The 18983-nt window shown below is 61.7% G+C and carries 12 protein-coding genes and 2 tRNA genes; 6 read left to right on the top strand and 8 right to left on the bottom strand.

Going from position 1 to position 18983, the window contains the following annotated elements; genetic code table 11:
- The first annotated feature begins 127 nt into the window (after positions 1-127).
- Positions 128-1555 (top strand): aldehyde dehydrogenase family protein, encoded by a 1428-nt coding sequence (locus ABQX22_RS00240; RefSeq protein WP_349795332.1) that lies wholly within the window; start codon positions 128-130, stop codon positions 1553-1555.
- On the opposite strand, the gene ABQX22_RS00245 is transcribed toward ABQX22_RS00240, so the two are convergent.
- Entirely contained in the window at positions 1556-3247 is a 1692-nt protein-coding gene (locus ABQX22_RS00245; RefSeq protein WP_349795334.1) for a GMC family oxidoreductase, read from the bottom strand.
- A gap of 15 nt (positions 3248-3262) precedes the next feature.
- Positions 3263-4300, bottom strand: coding sequence for an ABC transporter substrate-binding protein (locus tag ABQX22_RS00250; protein WP_349795335.1), 1038 nt, complete (start codon positions 4298-4300; stop codon positions 3263-3265).
- Positions 4301-4875: 575 nt separating this feature from the next.
- On the opposite strand from ABQX22_RS00250, the gene ABQX22_RS00255 reads away from it, so the two are divergent.
- A complete protein-coding gene (locus ABQX22_RS00255) occupies positions 4876-5802 on the top strand; it encodes a 2-hydroxyacid dehydrogenase (RefSeq protein ID WP_349795337.1) in 927 nt (308 codons plus the stop codon).
- A gap of 26 nt (positions 5803-5828) precedes the next feature.
- Here the strand turns inward: ABQX22_RS00255 and ABQX22_RS00260 are convergent, their stop codons facing one another.
- Positions 5829-9632 (bottom strand): bifunctional nitrate reductase/sulfite reductase flavoprotein subunit alpha, encoded by a 3804-nt coding sequence (locus ABQX22_RS00260; RefSeq protein WP_349795339.1) that lies wholly within the window; start codon positions 9630-9632, stop codon positions 5829-5831.
- 753 nt (positions 9633-10385) lie between these two features.
- Between ABQX22_RS00260 and nirB the strand changes: the two genes are divergently transcribed.
- Entirely contained in the window at positions 10386-12947 is a 2562-nt protein-coding gene (gene nirB / locus ABQX22_RS00265) for a nitrite reductase large subunit NirB (protein ID WP_349795341.1), read from the top strand.
- Positions 12944-13321 (top strand): nitrite reductase small subunit NirD, encoded by a 378-nt coding sequence (gene nirD, locus ABQX22_RS00270; RefSeq protein WP_349795342.1) that lies wholly within the window; start codon positions 12944-12946, stop codon positions 13319-13321. The genes nirB and nirD overlap by 4 nt, the downstream gene beginning before the upstream one ends.
- Before the next feature lie 329 nt (positions 13322-13650).
- On the opposite strand, the gene ABQX22_RS00275 is transcribed toward nirD, so the two are convergent.
- Positions 13651-13727 (bottom strand) — tRNA-Asp (locus ABQX22_RS00275).
- Positions 13728-13746: 19 nt separating this feature from the next.
- Positions 13747-13822: transfer RNA gene (locus tag ABQX22_RS00280), tRNA-Val, on the bottom strand.
- Between the two features lie 160 nt (positions 13823-13982).
- Here ABQX22_RS00280 and rdgC point away from each other — a divergent pair.
- Positions 13983-14903, top strand: a complete 921-nt coding sequence (gene rdgC, locus ABQX22_RS00285; RefSeq protein ID WP_349795344.1) for a recombination-associated protein RdgC — start codon at positions 13983-13985, stop codon at positions 14901-14903.
- Between the two features lie 148 nt (positions 14904-15051).
- Positions 15052-16014, top strand: a complete 963-nt coding sequence (locus ABQX22_RS00290) for a bile acid:sodium symporter family protein (protein WP_349795346.1) — start codon at positions 15052-15054, stop codon at positions 16012-16014.
- Between the two features lie 103 nt (positions 16015-16117).
- Here the strand turns inward: ABQX22_RS00290 and ABQX22_RS00295 are convergent, their stop codons facing one another.
- From ABQX22_RS00295 to ABQX22_RS00305, 3 genes are all read right to left on the bottom strand, one after another.
- Positions 16118-16570, bottom strand: coding sequence for a hypothetical protein (locus ABQX22_RS00295; protein WP_349795348.1), 453 nt, complete (start codon positions 16568-16570; stop codon positions 16118-16120).
- Positions 16548-16937: a polymorphic toxin type 44 domain-containing protein gene (locus ABQX22_RS00300; protein ID WP_349795350.1), complete on the bottom strand. Its 390-nt coding sequence runs from the start codon at positions 16935-16937 to the stop codon at positions 16548-16550. The genes ABQX22_RS00295 and ABQX22_RS00300 overlap by 23 nt, the downstream gene beginning before the upstream one ends.
- A gap of 152 nt (positions 16938-17089) precedes the next feature.
- Complete coding sequence (locus ABQX22_RS00305) at positions 17090-18961, bottom strand: MFS transporter (protein ID WP_349795352.1); 1872 nt, start codon at positions 18959-18961, stop codon at positions 17090-17092.
- Positions 18962-18983: the final 22 nt, after the last annotated feature.

Consider the following 18983-nt stretch of genomic DNA (forward strand, 5'->3'; position numbering starts at 1 on the left):
TAGTAAATTGCCGGATACAAAATAGCGCGCCTATTCTTGCGAGCGACCGCGTGCAATTTTCCACGCTGGAATGAACGCTCCACCTACGCACTCCGCCACATCCGCGTGCCCTCAGAGAACATCCCTTATGAACAATGCCCTGAAGTTTTATATCGATGGCCAGTGGGTCGAGCCCTTCGGGACAGAACGCCTGCCTGTCATCAACCCTGCGACCGAGCAAGCCTTTGCCGACATAGCACTGGGCAATCAGGCAGATGTCGACGCCGCCGTCATGGCCGCCAGGCGCGCGTTCCCGGCATTCGCGCGCACCTCGCCGCAGGCGCGCAAGGCGCTACTGGCGCGGGTGCTCGAGGTATTTCTGAAACGCTACGACGAGATTGCCGAGGCCATACTCAATGAAGTGGGCGCCCCCCGGGCCCTTTCGCGGGACTGGCAGGCCGGGATCGGCAAATTCCATCTGGAGCAGTTGCTCGCCACGCTGGACACCTTCGAGTTCCAGAAAGCCAGGGGCAAAACCCTGGTCAATCTGGAACCGGTCGGTGTAGTCGCACTGATCACCCCGTGGAACTGGCCCATCAACCAGATCGTCTGCAAGGTCGCGCCGGCCCTGGCCGCGGGCTGCACCCTGGTGCTCAAGCCCAGTGAAATTGCACCCATCAACGCCTTGTTGTTCGCCGAAGTGATGCACGAAGCCGGCGTTCCACCCGGCGTCTTCAACCTCATCAACGGTGAGGGACCTACTGTTGGCGCGGCACTGGCTGCCCACCCCGATGTGGACATGGTCTCGTTCACCGGCTCGACCCGCGCGGGCATTGAAGTGGCGCGACTGGCTGCACCCACGGTCAAGCGGGTGCATCAGGAACTGGGCGGCAAATCGGCGAACATTCTGCTGGACGACGTGGACCTGGAATCGGCCGTCACCGCCGGCGTAAACGGCTGTTTCGGCAACAGCGGACAATCCTGCAACGCGCCGACACGCATGCTGGTACCGGCCGGCCTGCACGATCAGGCCGCTGAAATCGCCGGCCGTGCCGCTCTTGCCCATCGCGTCGGCTCACCCACTGACCCGCAAACCACCATGGGGCCCGTGATCAGCGAGCGTCAGTACCTGGCGATCCAGCGTTTGATCGCCATCGGCATCGAGGAAGGCGCGCAACTGGTGTGCGGCGGACTGGGCAGACCGGAGGGCCTGGACACGGGTTATTACGTGCGGCCCACGGTATTTGCAGGCGTGACCCCGGACATGACCATCTCCCGTGAAGAGATCTTTGGCCCGGTGCTGGTCATCCAGGCTTATGGCGATGACCAGGAGGCCGTGAGCATGGCCAATGACAGCGTCTTCGGCCTGGCCGGCTACGTGCAATCGGCAAGTCTGGAACGCGCGCGGGCCGTAGCGTTCCAGTTGCGTGCCGGCAGCGTGTACATCAACTACCCGGCCTGGGATGCAGGCGCGCCTTTTGGCGGCTACAAGCAATCCGGCAACGGTCGCGAGTACGCGGAGTGGGGTCTGGACGCGTTTCTGGAAACCAAGGGGATTGTCGGTTACGAGTGCTGATCAGCGGTTTTCCATCCGCGCCTGCTTGATCAGATCCGCCATGCGCTCGGCAATCATGATGGTCGGCACATTGGTGTTGGCGCACGGAATGGAGGGCATCAGCGACGCATCGCAGACCCGCAGATTTTCCACGCCGATCACTCGCCCGTCGCTTGAGGTCACCGCCTCGGGGTCATCGTCTCGGCCCATGCGGCAAGTGCCGGACGGGTGCCAGGTCCCACCGACATTCCGGCGCACGAAATCAGTCAGCGCTGCGTCGTCCGCCAGCAGCTTTTTCAACGTCACGCCCTGAGTCACCAGCCCGTGAATCAACGTCGCTTTCAGCGGCCCGGCGATGTCCAGCAACAGGCTCAATATGCCGCGCAACACACCGTTGATCGTCCCAGGCATCGCCACTTTCGCCACCCGTGGCGAGTAACTGGAAGCAAACACCACGCTGCGCTCGCCCGCCATTTCAGGTGCCGACAACGTATCGGCGCCGAACACCAGCGCCTGCTTGAGACGCTGAAGATCCCGCACATCGGAGAGCATGTCAAAATGCACATCCGGCTCCTGCTGCGGATCAACCGACGCCAGGCGCAGGTGCCCCCGCGAGTAGGATTTATTGACCCAGAAAAACATCGTGCCCAGTCGGTAGCCGATGGAATGCCAGCCGGACCGCGAAAGAATCGCGCCATGCATGTCGCAGGGCACGGTGCCAGGCAGGCCTGATGAAAAGCGCACGATGGCTTGTTCATGATGCTCTTCGGGGAACGGCGTCCGCCCCTTTGAGGTGAGCAGCGCAGACACCGCGATGGAAGGATGCTCCATGAGGTTGCGCCCCACGCCAGGACGGTCCGCGACCAGCGCAATGCCCAGAGCGGCGAGATCCCGGGCGGGCCCGATGCCGCTGCGCAACAGCACCGCCGGACTGTGAATCGCACCCGAGCAAAGGATGACTTCCCGGGCGAATAGGTCCCTTGTCGTACCGTCCTGATGCACAACCCGCGCGCCCACCGCACGCCCGGATTCGACCAGCACCTTGTCCACCAGACAATCGGTGTGCAAGGCAAAATTGCTGCGCTGACGCACGGCCTCGGTCAGGTAGCACACCGAGGTGGGAATCCGCTCCCCCTGCTCGCTCACACCGATGGCGCCGACGAAAACGCCCGGCTCCCACTGGCCGTTCTGGTCAGGCCGGCGCGGCAAACCTCGCTCGCCGAGCACCGTCATGACCGCCTTGACGAACGGCGAAAGAAACCTGTCCGCTGTGCGCCGAACGCTCACCGGCCCTTGGTCGCCATGCAGCGGGCCGCTGAAATCGGTATCGGTTTCCAGCTTGCGAAAGTACGGCAGGCAGTTGTTCCAGTTCCAGCCGTCGGCACCCAGGCGTTGCCATTCGTCGTAGTCGTCCGGTGCGCCGCGGTTGGTCATCAAGGCATTGATCGCCGAACCGCCACCGAGAAGCCGTGCCTGCTCATAACGCCGTTCGCTGGAATGCTTGCCCATCAGCGCCGTCAATCGGCGCCACAGATTGCCGGCGTCCAGATAAGCACGGCCCGGATACCGGCTGCGAATCTCGGCCGGCATGCTGCGGGCGCAGATATCCCGACCGGCTTCGATCAGGCATACCTGTCTTTCGGGGTCCTCCGACAGTCGCGCGGCGAGCACACAGCCTGCCGAACCGCCGCCGAGAATGAGGTAATCGATCATGCTCGCAACCCTGAATCACTGCACAAACTGAAGCCATCTGTCCTTGGCGGCGATACCGGCCGGCGAGGACCACCATTGTTCGGAAAGCAGCGCTTGTTTGGCCGCGTTTTCCGGCGAGCTTGGCAATTCCCTGGCACGTTCAGCGGTCAGCTTGCCGGTGTCGAACGCGGCCGGGTTACCTGGACCGTAATCGATGTACAACGGCAGATTGGCTTGCAGATCCGGCGACACCGCCTCGTTGACGAATTTCACCGCCGTGGCGTAGTTCGGGGCGTTTTTCAGAATGCACAGCTGGGTGTTCTGCAGCAGGCCGTCGTTGTAAGTGAAGTCGATGTCTTTGTTGTCCTTGCGCACAGCACTGGCGCGGCCATTCCAGATCATCAACATGTCGACCTCGCCGTCATTGAGCAACTGTGCCGATTGCCCACCCGAACTCCACCAGACGGCAATGTCCGGTTTGATCTGTTGCAAACGCTTGTAGGCGCGATCGACGTCCAACGGGTAAAGCTTGTCGCGCGGCACACCGTCCGACAACAGCGCTGCTTCCAGCGTACCCATCGGGTCGTTGCGCAGCGAGCGGGTGCCGGGGAAATTCTTCACATCCCAGAATTCGGCCCAGCTCTGCGGCACTTTCTTCAGGGATTTCTTGTTGTACGCGAGCACCGAGGAATAGAACTCATAAGCCACCGAATACGGCGTGCGATAGGCCTCGGGCATGGCCTGGACATTGGGCATTTTGCTCAGGTCGAGTTTTTCGATCAGGCCTTCGTTGCCGCCACGGATGCAGTTGGAGGGCGGGGTATCGATGACGTCCCACACCGGTTTTCCGGCAGCCCCTTGGGCTTTGACCATGGGCAGGGCGTCGGGAACGCTGTCCTGCCTGATGGTGATGTTCAGGCGCTTGGCCGCAGGATCGAGGATCGCCTTGGTCTGGGCTTCCTGATAAACGCCGCCTTGGGAAACGAAGGTGATTTCTTCTGCCATCACCGGCATCGCGCAGGACACCGACACACACAACAGGGATAACGCTGAACCAAGGAAACGGGTCTTCATGGCAAATCATCCTGGACGTAGAGTAGTTCGGCAGCTTCAAAAACCCTCGTCTGAACACCCTGCAAACCAGCGCATGCTCAGGTCTGATTTTTTGTTTTACCGAGCGGGTCCGCTGGACGTTACAAGACCGCCCCCTGACTCGACAAACAACGATTAGTCAGGTCCAACATGACTTGAGGTTATGAATTATTCGCCATTCTGTCGAAGCGCGTCTGCCCATGATGGGGTTGTATCATCCACCAACAATGAACCGATCAAACGCTATCGCAGGGCATGTGCGCGCCTACAACCTGCGAATTCATTGACCTGCACAGTGCCTTGCAATCTCGCCTGGGTTCGTGAGGCTCTCACTGGCGCGGCAGACGGCACCCGCCTGGCCAGCGCCTGATCCATGTACTGAATGAATACCGACACCGGCGCTGCGGACAACATCGATTGGCAGGTAAAAACCAGTGTGGTCGCTTGTTCATCCCGCCGAATCGAGCGCAATCTTCCGTTTATGGCCGTGCATTCAGGAGATTGTGTTGCTGCAATCAGGCATCGTGGAACTCCCATCCCGGCCGACGAGAGCGATCATGACCCTGCTGTTCAAAGTCGAGGACAAGCGCGGCTTGGCCTGGAAGTCGCTATTCGAAACCCATGCGCCTGAGATCGAGGTGCGCCTGTGGCCGGACGTCGGCGATCCCGAGCAGATCCGTTACTTCGCGAGCTGGCAGCCGCCCGAGGATCTGCACCTGCGGTTTCCCAACCTTGAAGTGGTGTTCGCCACCTCGGCAGGGGTCGATCAGTTCAACCTGAGCACGCTCCCGCACGCCATTGACGTGGTGCGCATGCTCGATCCGGGCATCGCCCAGGGTATCGTCGAGTACGTGTGCTTCGCGGTGCTGAGCCTGCATCGAGAAATACCGGTCTACCTGGAGCAGCAACGGCAGAACCAGTGGCAAACCCGCCCTCTGCTGTCTGCCGGGCAACGGCGGGTCGGCGTACTGGGGCTGGGTAACCTTGGCGTTGCGGCGCTGCAAGCCTTGCGCCCGTTCGGGTTCAGCCTGAGCGGCTGGGCACGCTCGCAAAAGCATATCGACGGCGTGCAGTGTTTTGCCGGCCAGGCGCAGTTGCTGCCATTCCTGAGTCAATGCGACCTGCTGATCTGTCTGCTGCCACTCACTGACGACACCCGTGGCATTCTCAATGCCCGGACCTTCGCCGCCTTGCCCCAGGGGGCCCGCCTGATCAACCTCGGACGCGGCGGTCATCTGGTGGAAGCGGACTTGCTGGAAGCCCTGGCCTCTGGGCAGATCGGGCATGCCATTCTGGACGTGCTCAACGATGAGCCGCCCGCCGCCGACCACCCGTATTGGCAGCATCCACGTATCTGGCTGACCCCGCACATCGGCGCCATGACCTCTCCGGACACCGCCTTTGACGTGCTCCTGAGCAACATCCGACGTCACCAACGCGGCGAAGCGATGCACGGGGCCATTGCGCGGAATAAAGGCTACTGAGCGATGCAGGCCTGGCTAGACGCCGCTCAATACACATCCCGCACATAGCGCTTCTGCTCGGCCAGCTGACGCAATTGCTCCGCCGCGCGCTCCTCACTCATCCCGCCGTGCAATGCGATGGCGTGCCGCAGGGCGACGTCGACATCCTTGGCCATGTGCGTGGCGTCGCCGCAAACGTACAGCCGCGCGCCCTCCTGCAACCAGCGCCACAACTCGGCCCCCTGCTGTTCGATACGGTGCTGGACGTAGATCTTCTCGCCCTGATCCCGCGAGAACGCCAGGCTTAACCGGGTCAGCAGGCCATCGCTATGCATGCCCTGCAGCTCGTCGCGGTAGTAGAAATCGGTGGCCTGATGCTGCTCGCCGAAGAACAGCCAGTTCCGGCCCCGGTCACCCCGCACCTGCCGCTCCTGCAGGAACCCGCGAAACGGCGCCACCCCGGTGCCAGGGCCGATCATGATCATGGGCACCTCACCGTCGTCGGGCACGCGAAAATGCTTCGACGGCTGGAGGAAAATCGGCACCTGGTCCTGTTCGGCGCGATCAGCAAGAAAGGTCGACGACACGCCCTTGCGCTTGCCGTAGCGCACGGTCGACACCGTCAAATGCACCTCGTCCGGGTGCGCCTTGGCACTCGAAGCGATGGAGTACGAGCGCGGTTGCATCGGTTTGAGCGCGCCGATCAGATCCTCCGCGCTGCACTGCACCGGGAAGGCCTGGAGCACGTCCGCCAGTTGCCGTCCCCACAGCCAGTCTTTCAGCGCTGCTTTATAAGTGTCGTCCAGCAACCGCTTCAGCTCCGGACTCGCGCTGCGTTCGGCGATGAACTGCAGCGTGTCGACGTGCGGTCTCGCGATCTCGACGTGCCGAGCGAGGGCTTCGCGCAGCGGCACATCACCGTGTTTTTCCAGGATCACGGTTTGATCAGGGTCGAGGCCTGTGTGGTGGAGCACCTCGTCCACCAGCTCGGGGCAATTGCGGGGCCACACCCCCAGCGCATCGCCCGCTTCGTAGCGAAACCCGGAGTCCCCCAGGCTCAGCGCGAACTGGCGTGTGTCCTTCTGCGCGCCATGGGCGTTCAGGCGTCGGTTGAGTGACAGACCCGACAGCAAAGGGCTCGAACGCGTGTGCAACGCCACCGACGGCGCACTTTCGTCCGCAATCGAGTCCGGAATATCCAGCCCCAGCGCTTGTTGCAGCGCCTTGAACCAGGCATCGGCGGGCGCGTCGAATTCGGGATCGCAATCGACGCGGGGTAATAACGACGCGGCGCCGAGGGATTCCAGACGCTGCTCCAGATGCTTGCCGTGCTGACAGAAACGCTCATAGCTCGGGTCGCCCAGCGCCAGCACTGCGTAGTTCAGCCTATCGAGGCGGGCTTCACGCTCGCTCAGTGACTGCCAGAAAGCCTGACCGTTATCCGGTGACTCACCGTCGCCGAAGGTGCTGCTGATCAGGATCAGGTTGTTCACTTCGGCCAGTTGCGCCGCCGGAAAGCTGTCCATCGCACGCACATCGATGGCAATGCCGGCGCTGCGCAACCGGCGGCCGAAGCGTTGGGCCAGGGCTTCGGCGTTGCCGGTCTGCGAGGCCCAGAGCAAGGTCAGCGCGGTCTTGCCAAACGCTGGCACCGGCAGTTCCACCGCTTTCGCCGTTTCAAAGAAACGATGGGCGATCAGTTCGACCCGTCGCAACGCCACGGCGCAGTATTTGAACCCAGGCTGAAACGAGATCGGGTCCACGGCGTCGCTGGTCACGGCGTTGATTGCCAGGTGCTCACCGAACACGTCGTTCCAGTGAAACGGCGCAAAGCAGTTGCCCGGCCGTACCCGATCGGTGACCAGCGCGGGCAACACCGCCCGACCACGCACCGAACGCACCTCCACGGCGTCGCGGTCCTTGATCCCGAACAGCGCAGCATCTTCCGGATTCAGCTCAATGAACGGGCTCGGATTGAGCGTGTTCAGCGTCGGCACCTTCCCTGTCTTGGTCAGCGTGTGCCATTGGTGCTGTAGCCGACCGGTGTTGAGCACGAAGGGAAAGTCTTCGCTGGGCATCTCCGCCGGCGGCACATGCGGCCGTGCCAGGAACGCCGCCTTGCCACTCGCGGTGGGGAAGATAATCGCTGGACGTCGGCCATCGGGCTCAACGCGCAAGACCTGGCTGACGCCGTCATTCAAGTAGCGGACCGGGTTGCGCGCGTTGGCGCTTTCGGACGTGATGGGCCACTGCAACGGGCCGTCGCGCAGACGCCCATGGCTGGCGCCGCGGATGTCGTAGCCGGTCGCGGGATTCCACGCGCCCTTGATCTCGTCGAACACCTCGGCGGCCGAGCCATAGGTGAAGGCCTCGGCGTAACCCATTTCGCAGGCCACAAGGGCGATGAGTTGCCAGTCCGGCAGGCTGTCCCCCGGCGCGTCCGCCGCCTGTTGCGTGAGCGTCAGGTTGCGTTCGGAGTTGATCATCACGCCCTCGCCTTCAGCCCACAGCGCGCCGGGCAACAGAATGTCGGCGTAATGGTTGGTCTCGGTGTCGAGGAACGCGTCCTGAGTGATGACCAGTTCAGCTGCGCGCAGGCCGTCGATCACGGTCTGGCGGTTGGGCACCGAGGCCACCGGGTTGGTGCAGATGATCCAGCAGGCCTTGATCTCGCCGTCGCGCAGGCCTTCGAACATCGCCACCGTGCCGCGGCCGGATTCGGTGCGCAGGGTGTTCGCCGGCAGGCCCCACAGGGCTTCGATGAATTGCCGGTCCTTCGCCACCAGCGCTGATCGCTGTCCGGGAAGTCCGGGACCCATGTAGCCCATTTCCCTGCCGCCCATTGCATTGGGCTGGCCGGTGAGTGAGAACGGTCCGCTGCCGGGGCGGCAAATAGCGCCGGTGGCCAGGTGCAGATTGCACAGCGCGTTGGTATTCCAGGTCCCGTGGGTGCTCTGGTTCAGGCCCATGGTCCAGCAGCTCATCCAGTCTTTGGCCGTGCCGATCATGTGCGCGGCCTGGCGGATGTCCTGCTCGGGAATGCCGGTGATCTGCGCAACCTTGTCCGGCGTGTAATCAGCAAGAAACGCCGGCAGCGCGTCCCAGCCCTCGGTGAACGAGGCGATAAACGCGGGATCGGTGTGGCCGTTTTCCATCAGCAGATAAAGCAGGCCATTGAGCAGTGCCAGGTCGGTGCCGGGCTTGATGTGCATGAACAGATCGGCCTTGTCCGCCGTGGCCGTGCGCCGTGGGTCGACGACGATCAACTGCGCGCCGGCCTTGACCCGATCCATCATGCGCAGGAAGAGAATCGGGTGACAGTCGGCCATGTTCGCGCCGATGACGAAGAACACGTCGGCCTGGTCGAAATCGTCGTACGAGCCCGGCGGCCCGTCGGCGCCCAGTGACAATTTGTAGCCGCTGCCAGCGCTGGCCATGCACAGCCGTGAGTTGGACTCGATGTGAGCGGTGCGCACAAAACCCTTGGCCAGTTTGCTGGCCAGGTACTGCGCCTCCAGCGACATTTGCCCTGAGACGTAAAACGCCACGGCGTCCGGGCCGTGGGTGTCGATGATCCCGCGCAGGCGCCGAGCGGTTTCGCGGATGGCGTGCTGAATGTCGGCGCGCACCGGCGTTTGGCTACGGACCTCGCGCACGTAGGCGCAATCCATGCGTCCGGATTCGGTCAGCGGCTGGGCGCAGGTGGTGCCCTTGGTACACAGCCGCCCTCGGTTGGTCGGGTGGGTTTTATCGCCGGTCACTTTGACGACCCGGTTGTCCTCGACCTGCAGGAGGATGCCGCAGCCCACACCGCAATAAGGACACACGCTGGAAACGCTTCGACTCGCCATATCCCTTCCCGAAACCAAAAAAGACGCCGGTTCTCCTCCGTCAGAAACGGGGAGCACACGGCGCCTTTGTCGTGAACAGGGCGATCTGTGGTGATCGCCTATACAGGGAGGCACTGCAAGGGATGGGCCAGAGGTTCAGCTGCAAGCCTGTAGGAGCGTGGCTTGTCCCGCGATCTGCCGGGAACCGGCAGCAATCTTGTTAATGAGGTGTGACAGCAAGACCTTCATAGCGGATTTGGGGCGAATGCTTCGCCCATCGCGGGACAAGCCACGCTCCTACGCCTGCGGCAGAAGCATCCGTCCGCCCGGAAGTTTGAGGGCTTGCGCAAGCCGGTGAGGCCTCACAATGAAGCGCCAATGGCTGTTCACGCACTTTTTTTGGGCCGTTTGCTTGCAGGTCAAACAGCGTTCCGTTCAGCCGAGTTGCGCGCGCGATCGGGTCCAGCCCCCGCATTTACGGCGTTTGGCAACCTGGCAAATCCCCTGGACGGCCCTTGCCAAACCCCAGTGGCACACCCCTTGCTTCGTCCCCTTCCAAGTCCAGCCTGAATGCGCGGTTGGCAGCCCTGACGATCAACGGCGATTGTCAGCCCGGACGGGCATCGGGCTCAGCAGGTTGCACCGCCCTCTCTGCACATAAGCGAGTCAGGCGGCACCCCATAAAGAACAGGCAAAGGCGCCTGGAACCGAAAGGTTCCGGGCGCCTTTTTTTTGCTTTCCGAGAACCTGAATTGGCTTTGCCCGGGACTTGCTATGAACACGACAGTCGCCCCTCTGGAAGACGCGCCCACCCTGATCGTCATCGGCAACGGCATGGTCGGCCACCAATGCGTCGCGCAATTGATCGCGGATGGCGCGCTGGAGCGCTACCGCATTCACGTGTTCGGCCAAGAGCGCCAGCGCGCCTACGACCGCGTGCACCTGTCCGAATACTTCGGCGGCCGCGACGCCGAGTCCCTGGCCATGTGCGAAGCCGGCCATTACCAGCAAACCGGGCTGGCCCTGCATCTGGGCGTGCCGGTGCTGGAAATCGACCGCGACCGTCGGGAAGTCATCACGGTCAACGGCCGCTACCGCTTCGACAAGCTGGTGCTGGCCACCGGCTCTTATCCGTTCGTGCCGCCGATTGAAGGCGCGGCCGGTGATTCCCGGCTGGTCTACCGCACCCTCGACGACCTCGACACCATCCGGCTGGCGGCCAACAACGCCCGACGCGGCGTGGTGGTGGGCGGCGGTCTGCTGGGGCTGGAGGCGGCCAACGCGCTCAAATCCCTGGGGCTGGAAGCCCACGTGGTGGAATTCGCCCCGCGCTTGATGCCGGTGCAACTGGACGATTTCGGCGGCGCGGCACTCAAGTCCCGCATCGAAGCCCTGGGCGTGGGCGTGCACCTGTCCCGCGCCACGCAGTCGATCACGCCCGGCGAAGACTACCGCTACCGGATGAATTTCGCCGGTGATGAATTTCTTGAAACCGATCTAGTGGTGTTCTCCGCCGGGATCCGCCCGCAGGACGCCCTCGCCCGCCAGTGCGCACTGGAACTGGGCCCGCGTGGCGGTATTGCGATTGACGAGCACTGCCGCACCAGCGACGCCGACATTTTTGCCATCGGCGAATGCGCGTCCTGGAACGGCAGCGTGTTCGGCCTGGTTGCGCCGGGCTATCAGATGGCGCGCAACGTCGCCGCGCAGCTGTGCGGTTTGGACGCCGCTCCCTTCATCGGCGCCGACATGTCGACCAAGCTCAAGTTGCTGGGGGTGGACGTTGGCTCCATCGGCGATGCCCATGGGGCGCTGGCCGGCACTCGCAGTTATCGCTTCATCGACGAAGCCGCCGGCAGCTACCGCCGACTGGTGGTATCGGCCGATGGCAAACACGTGGTCGGCGCCGTGCTGGTGGGCGACAACAGCTATTACGACACGCTCCTGCAATACGCGCAGAACGGCATCAAGCTGCCGGCCGATCCGTCGAGCCTGATCATGCCGCAAAGTGAAGGCGTTCCAACCCTGGGCGCCGACGCGCTCCCCGCCACCGCGACCCTCTGTTCCTGCCATAACGTCAGCAAGGGCTCGATCTGCTCGGCGATCGACGGCGGTTGCACCGACCTCGCCGGCGTAAAGGCCCACACCAAGGCCGGCACCGGTTGCGGCGGTTGCGCCGGGCTGCTCAAACAGGTCTTCGAGCACGAACTGATCGCCCGTGGCGTCGCCGTGGACAAAAGCCTGTGCGAGCACTTCGCTTTCACCCGCCAAGAGCTGTACGCCATGGTCCGCGTGGAAGGCATCGAAACCTTCGACGCCATGCTGTCGCGCCACGGCAAAGGGCATGTGGGCTGCGATATCTGCAAACCGGCGATCGGCTCGATCCTCGCGTCGTGCTGGAACCGGCCGATCCTTGACCCCTCGCTGGTACCGCTGCAGGACACCAACGACACGTTCATGGCCAACATGCAGAAGAACGGCACCTATTCGGTGGTGCCGCGTATCCCGGCCGGCGAAATCACCCCCGACCGCCTGATTGCCATCGGCGCCGTGGCCAAGAAATACGACCTTTACACCAAGATCACCGGCGGCCAGCGCATCGACCTGTTCGGCGCGCAATTGCACGAGTTGCCGGACATCTGGAGCGAGCTGATCGCGGCCGGCTTCGAGACTGGTCACGCGTACGGCAAATCCACCCGCACGGTGAAATCCTGCGTCGGCAGCACATGGTGCCGCTACGGCGTGCAGGACAGCGTGCAAATGGCCCTGAACATCGAGGACCGCTACAAAGGCCTGCGCTCGCCGCACAAACTCAAATTCGCCGTGTCCGGCTGCACCCGCGAATGCGCCGAAGCCCAGAGCAAGGACATCGGCGTGATCGCCACCGAAAACGGCTGGAACCTGTACGTAGCGGGCAACGGCGGCATGCGTCCGCGCCACGCCGAGCTGTTCGCCACTGACCTGGACGATGAAACGCTGATCCGCTACATCGACCGGGTGCTGATGTTCTACATCCGCACCGCCGACAAACTGCAGCGCACCTCGGTCTGGCGCGAAGGGCTGGAAGGCGGGCTGGATTTCCTCAAGGCGGTGGTCATCGACGACAGCCTGGGGCTGGCCGCCGAGCTCGAAGCACAGATGCAACTGGTGGTCGACCGCTACGAGTGCGAATGGGCCAACGCCCTGAAGGACCCGGACAAGCTCAAGCGCTTCCGCACCTTCGTCAACGACAAGGGCGGCGACCCGGACATCCATTTCGTCAAGGAACGCAGCCAGCGCCGGCCGGCACGGGCCAATGAACTCAACCTGATTGCCGTCGAGGAGATCGCTCCATGAACCTGGCCGAGCCGCTGATGATCGACAACGTCCCCGTGCAAAGCTGGCAGCCGGTGTGCGGGCGCGAAGACCTGGTGCCCAACTCCGGGGTGGTGGCGTTGGTGGGCACCACGCAGGTGGCGCTGTTTCAAGTGATTGACGCCAATGGCGCGACGCAACTGTTCGCCGTCGACAATCGCGACCCCGTGACCGGGATCAACGTGATCGGGCGCGGCATCATCGGCAGCCTGGCGGGGGATCTGGTGATTGCCTCGCCGCTTTATAAGCAGCATTACCGTTTGAAAGACGGCACTTGCCTTGAAAATCCGGCAATGCACTTGCGTACGTGGGCGGTGCGGTTGGAAGGCGATGTGGTGGAGATTGATTTCGCTTGAAAATCTGTAGGAGCGAACTTGTTCGCGAAGCGTTTTATCAGGCAAACCAGGTCAAGCGCTTTGCCAACAAGTTGGCTCCTACGGATACCTCAGTACCTCAATCACCACCTTGCCACTCGCGTCGCGCTTGAGGTGGGCAAATGAGGTAGAGGATCGATGCAGATGCAGTAACTGAACCGGCCTCTTCGCGAACATACGGAACGCCGCCCGGTCCGCTCCCACTTTTCACGCGCATCAATCCCGATCAACAAATCACAGGCATAAAAAAAGCGACCCTAAGGTCGCTTTCTTCGTTGCTTCAAGGAGTTCAAGGGCCTTGAAGCTAAATATGGCGCAGCGGACGGGACTCGAACCCGCGACCCCCGGCGTGACAGGCCGGTATTCTAACCGACTGAACTACCGCTGCGCGTAACACTGAGAAGGATTGGTGGGTGATGACGGGATCGAACCGCCGACCCGCTGCTTGTAAGGCAGCTGCTCTCCCAGCTGAGCTAATCACCCTTCACTCTCGGTGTGGCGCGCATTCTACGGAGCGACCCTACCTCTGGCAAGCGATTTTTTAAATAATTTTTATAATCGTACCAAAGGCTTAGAGCAGGGTTGGCCGCAGGGTTTTAGCAGCGAATAATGCCCCCCTTTGTATAAAGGAGAGATTCACCCCATGTGGTTCAAAAACCTGCTTGTGTATCGCCTGACCCAAGACCTGCCCTTTGACGCCGAGGCGCTGGAAACCGCGCTGGCGACAAAACCTGCCCGTCCTTGCGCCAGCCAGGAGTTGACCACCTACGGTTTCGTTGCCCCGTTCGGCAAAGGTGAAGATGCGCCACTGGTTCATGTCAGCGGCGACTTCCTGCTGATCGCGGCGCGTAAAGAAGAACGCATCCTGCCCGGCAGCGTCGTCAACGACGCGCTCAAGGAAAAGATCGAAGAGATCGAAGCCGAACAGATGCGCAAGGTCTACAAGAAAGAGCGCGACCAGCTCAAGGATGAAATCATCCAGGCCTTCCTGCCCCGCGCGTTCATTCGTCGCTCGGTGGCGTTCGCGGCCATTGCCCCGAAACAAGGCGTGATTCTGGTCAACTCGGCCAGCCCGAAACGCGCCGAAGACTTGCTGTCCACCCTGCGTGAAGTGATCGGTTCGCTGCCCGTGCGTCCCGTCACGGTGAAGACGGCGCCGACGGCTGTCATGACCGAATGGGTCAAGACCGGCCAGACCGCTGAACACTTCTTCGTGCTCGACGAATGCGAGCTGCGCGACACCCACGAAGACGGCGGCATCGTGAAGTGCAAGCGCCAGGACCTGACCAGCGACGAAATCCAGCTGCACCTGAGCACCGGCAAAGTCGTCACTCAGCTGTCCCTGGCCTGGCAGGACAAGCTGTCCTTCGTGCTGGACGACAAACTGACGGTCAAACGCCTGAAGTTCGAAGACCTGCTGCAAGATGAAGCCGAGCAAAACGGCGGCGACGATGCGCTGGGCCAGCAGGACGCCAGCTTCACCCTGATGATGCTGACCTTCGGCGAATTCCTGCCGCAATTGCTGGACGCGTTGGGCGGTGAAGAGATTCCGCAGGGGATCTAACCTACGCCGCCATTTGTAGGAGCGCGCTTGCCCGCGATTGCATTCCGCCAGATACGAATGCAATGACTGACACACCGCCATCGCGGGCAAGCGCGCTCCTACAGAGCTGTGCATTTATTCAACCAACAAGAAAGAAAGGACCCCCGCCATGCGTGCGCTGGCTGCATTGAGTCGTTTTGTCGGTAACACGTTTGCTTACTGGGTGCTGCTGTTTGCCGTGTTGTCGTTCCTGTTTCCCACCTGGTTCATCGGGTTGAAGCCCCTGATCGTCCCGCTGCTGGGTCTGGTCATGTTCGGCATGGGGCTGACCCTCAGGCTCGACGATTTTTCCGAGGTCGTGCGCCATCCCTGGCGCGTGGCCCTTGGCGTGGTCGCACATTTCGTGATCATGCCTGGCGTGGCCTGGCTGCTGTGCCAGGTGTTTCACCTGCCGCCAGAAATTGCCGTCGGTGTGATTCTGGTCGGTTGCTGCCCAAGCGGCACGTCGTCCAATGTCATGACCTGGCTGGCCAAAGGCGACCTGGCGCTGTCGGTGGCCATCGCCGCCGTCACAACTCTCCTCGCCCCACTGTTGACCCCCGCCCTGATCTGGTTGCTGGCGTCGGCGTGGTTGCCGGTGTCCTTCATGGAAATGTTCTGGTCAATCCTGCAATTGGTGATGCTGCCGATCGTGCTGGGCGTGCTGGCGCAACGGCTGCTGGGCAAGCGCGTCGGCTTCGCGGTCGAAGTGTTGCCGCTGGTGTCGGTGGTCAGCATCGTGCTGATCGTGTGCGCGGTAGTGTCCGCCAGCCAGGCGAAAATCGCGGAATCCGGGCTGCTGATCATGGCCGTGGTCATCCTGCACAACACATTCGGCTTTTTACTGGGTTACTTCACCGGCAAGGTCTTCAAGCTGCCATTGGCACAGCGTAAATCGCTGTCGCTGGAAGTCGGCATGCAGAACTCCGGCCTCGGCGCCGCCCTGGCCAGCGCCCACTTCTCGCCACTGGCGGCGGTGCCCAGCGCGCTGTTCAGCGTGTGGCACAACATCTCCGGAGCATTGCTGTCGACGTACTTCCGGAAAATGACCCCGGACGTCGTGGTCACCGAAGACAAGCCAGTCATAGGCTGATCGCTTGTAGGAGCGCGCTTGCCGGCGAATGACATCCTGTCAGTCATTAAAGATGAATCTGACAAATCCCCATCGCGGGCAAGCGCGCTCCTACTGTTTGCCGTTAGCGGTATTTGCTGTAGTCGACTTGCGCATCAAGCCAGATATCGACAGGCGTGTACTCACCATCCACCGTCAAGTCTGCGGGCGTGTGAAACCGATTAACCTGACGTCGAACTGAAACCTTCACCTGATAGCCGTTGACCGCGATCTTCGCGTCCCAATCACGAGTGACCAAAAAAGCCTTGCCATCCTGCCGAAGCGTTTCCAGGGCCTGCTCGTCATCGTCTATGCGGCGATGGACAAAGTAGTTGTAGTAGTAGGGAACGGTCGCTCCCCCGGCATCCGTCAGAACTACATAAACCATTCCTTTCTCCCCCAGCGGGTAGCGCCCGATGATTTCCGAAAGCACTGGCGTACGCTCTTGATTGAGGAATAACAGGGTTCCTTGGATAGCACACAGCAGGATTAAACAACGAATTACGGTTTTGGGTTTAACGCGGGTGGCAAATCGCATATTTGATGCCCTCCGCTATCTGAATCTGATCGTTAGTGTCATCACCATAGGGAGGAGTAAACCAGTCCGGCCAAGTCACACCATTCTTGGTTGTCCCTGCCCTGAATTGAGCCGCCCCCGCTGCACGATGAAGAACAAAGCTCGAAAACCCCGCCGCTGTCCCTACCGCCCCGTAATGAAAGTTTCCGAAGTCCTCAAACTCCGGCCGTCCCTTCTTGTAATCCCATGGCCCGCCATTCCTGACCTGCTCGTAGAACCAAAACCAGAGAAGTGCACCCCGGCCATATTTGTAGCGCGCTTTGTAATGGCGTGCAGTGGACATATTCAACTCAAGAGAAACGCCTTCCGGAGCTTTTGGAATCTGCATGTCAAACATCCAACTCAATGGGAGTCGGATGAATCTATGGGCAATCGGAACGGAAATTAAGCCGGAACCCGGCCCGATAAAAAATTCAGAAGCGCCTTACAACGCCCGATGGCTATGCCTTTCAGAGTTTCAGTACGGTGAAGGATGGACATTCACCGAATCGCCCCACGCAACGCCATCACCCGCTCCCGCACCAACGCCGGGGCCGAGTCTTCGCCGGAGATCGGGACACCCGCCACCAGGGTCACCCGCGACCACAACCTGCGGAACACGCCTTTGTCCGGGTCGCGGCTGAAGAAGCTGCCCCACAGACCTTGCAGCGCCAGCGGGATCACCGGCACGTTGGTGTCTTCGAGGATGCGTTTCATGCCGCCCTTGAACTCGTCGATCTCGCCGCTGGTGGTGAGTTTTCCTTCGGGGAAAAGGCACACCAGCTCACCGTCTTTCAGGTACTCGGCGATGCGTTTGAATGCGTTGTCGTAAGTCGCCAGGTCCTCGCTCCTGCCGGCGATGGGGATGGCGCCTGCGGTGCGGAAGATGAAGTTGAGCACCGGCAGGTTATAGATCTTGTAGTACATGACGAAGCGAATCGGGCGGCGCACCGAACCTGCGATCAGCAGCGCATCGACGAACGACACGTGGTTGCAGACCAGCAAGGCAGCGCCTTCGTCGGGAATCTGCTGCAGGTCGCGGTGCTCCACGCGGTACATGGAGTGGCTGAGCAGCCAGATCATGAAGCGCATGGTGAATTCCGGGACAATCTTGAAGATGTAGGCGTTGACCGCGATGTTCATCAGCGAGACCACCAGGAACAGCTGGGGTATCGAGAGCTTCGCCACGCTCAGGAAGATGATCGAGACAATGGCCGACACCACCATGAACAAGGCGTTGAGGATGTTGTTGGAGGCGATGACCCGGGAGCGCTCTTTCTCCGCCGTTCTGGACTGGATCAGCGCGTAAAGCGGCACGATGTAGAACCCGCCAAAGACGCCGATGCCGAGGATGTCGAACAGCACCCACCACGCTTGTCCGATTGAGAGCACGGCCAGCCAGTCATTGGCCTGCACGTTCTGTGGGAAACCGCCCGAATGCCACCAGAGCAGCAGACCGAACACGGTCAGACCCATCGAGCCGAACGGCACGAGGCCGATCTCGACCTTGTGCCCCGACATGCGCTCGCACAGCATTGAGCCGGCGGCGATACCGATGGAGAACACCGTGAGAATCAGGGTGACCACGGTCTCGTCGCCGTACATCCAGTCCTTGGCGTAGGCGGGAATCTGCGTCAGGTAAATCGCACCGACAAACCAGAACCACGAGTTGCCGACGATGGAGCGCGACACGGCCTTGGTCTGCCCGAGCCCCAGTTTCAGCGTGGCCCAGGACTGGCTCAAGATGTTCCAGTTGATCTTAAGGCCCGGCGTCGCCGCTGCGGCCGGCGGAATGCTGCGACTGGCGAGGTACCCCAGGCAGGCGATCAACACCATCGCCGTAGCCACGATGGGTGCGTAATGGGTGGCGGACATCATGATCCCGGCGCCGATGGTGCCGGCCAGGATGGCGAGAAAGGTGCCCATTTCCACCAGACCGTTGCCGCCCACCAGCTCGTTTTCGTGCAGGTGCTGAGGCAAGATCGAGTACTTCACCGGCCCGAACAGCGCCGAGTGCGTGCCCATGGCAAACAGCGATACCAGCATCAGCGACAGGTGATCGAACAGAAAGCCCACTGCGCCGACGACCATGATCGCGATTTCCAGTAGCTTGATCATGCGGATCAGTTTGTCCTTGGGGTACTTCTCGCCGAACTGCCCGGCCAGGGCCGAGAACAGGAAGAACGGCAGGATAAACAGCATCGCGCACAGGTTGACGTAGATCGAGCGGTCGCCGTCGACGGTGAGCTTGTAGAGGATGGCGAGGATCAGGGACTGCTTGAAGACGTTGTCGTTGAACGCCCCGAGGGACTGGGTGATGAAAAACGGCAAAAAGCGCCGCTTACCCAACAAACTGAACTGCGACTGACTCATCGTCCTGGGTCCCTGAATGGCG

Source organism: Xanthomonas sp. WHRI 1810A, assembly GCF_040202885.1.
Lineage (GTDB): Bacteria > Pseudomonadota > Gammaproteobacteria > Pseudomonadales > Pseudomonadaceae > Aquipseudomonas.

Coding starts and splice junctions, on each gene's coding strand:
- ABQX22_RS00255 (WP_349795337.1), top strand. CDS start 4,876: ATGACCCTGCTGTTCAAAGTCGAGGACAAGCGCGGCTTGGCCTGGAAG.
- nirD (WP_349795342.1), top strand. CDS start 12,944: ATGAACCTGGCCGAGCCGCTGATGATCGACAACGTCCCCGTGCAAAGC.
- ABQX22_RS00240 (WP_349795332.1), top strand. CDS start 128: ATGAACAATGCCCTGAAGTTTTATATCGATGGCCAGTGGGTCGAGCCC.
- ABQX22_RS00260 (WP_349795339.1), bottom strand. CDS start 9,632: ATGGCGAGTCGAAGCGTTTCCAGCGTGTGTCCTTATTGCGGTGTGGGC.
- nirB (WP_349795341.1), top strand. CDS start 10,386: ATGAACACGACAGTCGCCCCTCTGGAAGACGCGCCCACCCTGATCGTC.
- ABQX22_RS00250 (WP_349795335.1), bottom strand. CDS start 4,300: ATGAAGACCCGTTTCCTTGGTTCAGCGTTATCCCTGTTGTGTGTGTCG.
- ABQX22_RS00295 (WP_349795348.1), bottom strand. CDS start 16,570: ATGCGATTTGCCACCCGCGTTAAACCCAAAACCGTAATTCGTTGTTTA.
- ABQX22_RS00300 (WP_349795350.1), bottom strand. CDS start 16,937: ATGCAGATTCCAAAAGCTCCGGAAGGCGTTTCTCTTGAGTTGAATATG.
- ABQX22_RS00290 (WP_349795346.1), top strand. CDS start 15,052: ATGCGTGCGCTGGCTGCATTGAGTCGTTTTGTCGGTAACACGTTTGCT.
- ABQX22_RS00305 (WP_349795352.1), bottom strand. CDS start 18,961: ATGAGTCAGTCGCAGTTCAGTTTGTTGGGTAAGCGGCGCTTTTTGCCG.
- ABQX22_RS00245 (WP_349795334.1), bottom strand. CDS start 3,247: ATGATCGATTACCTCATTCTCGGCGGCGGTTCGGCAGGCTGTGTGCTC.
- rdgC (WP_349795344.1), top strand. CDS start 13,983: ATGTGGTTCAAAAACCTGCTTGTGTATCGCCTGACCCAAGACCTGCCC.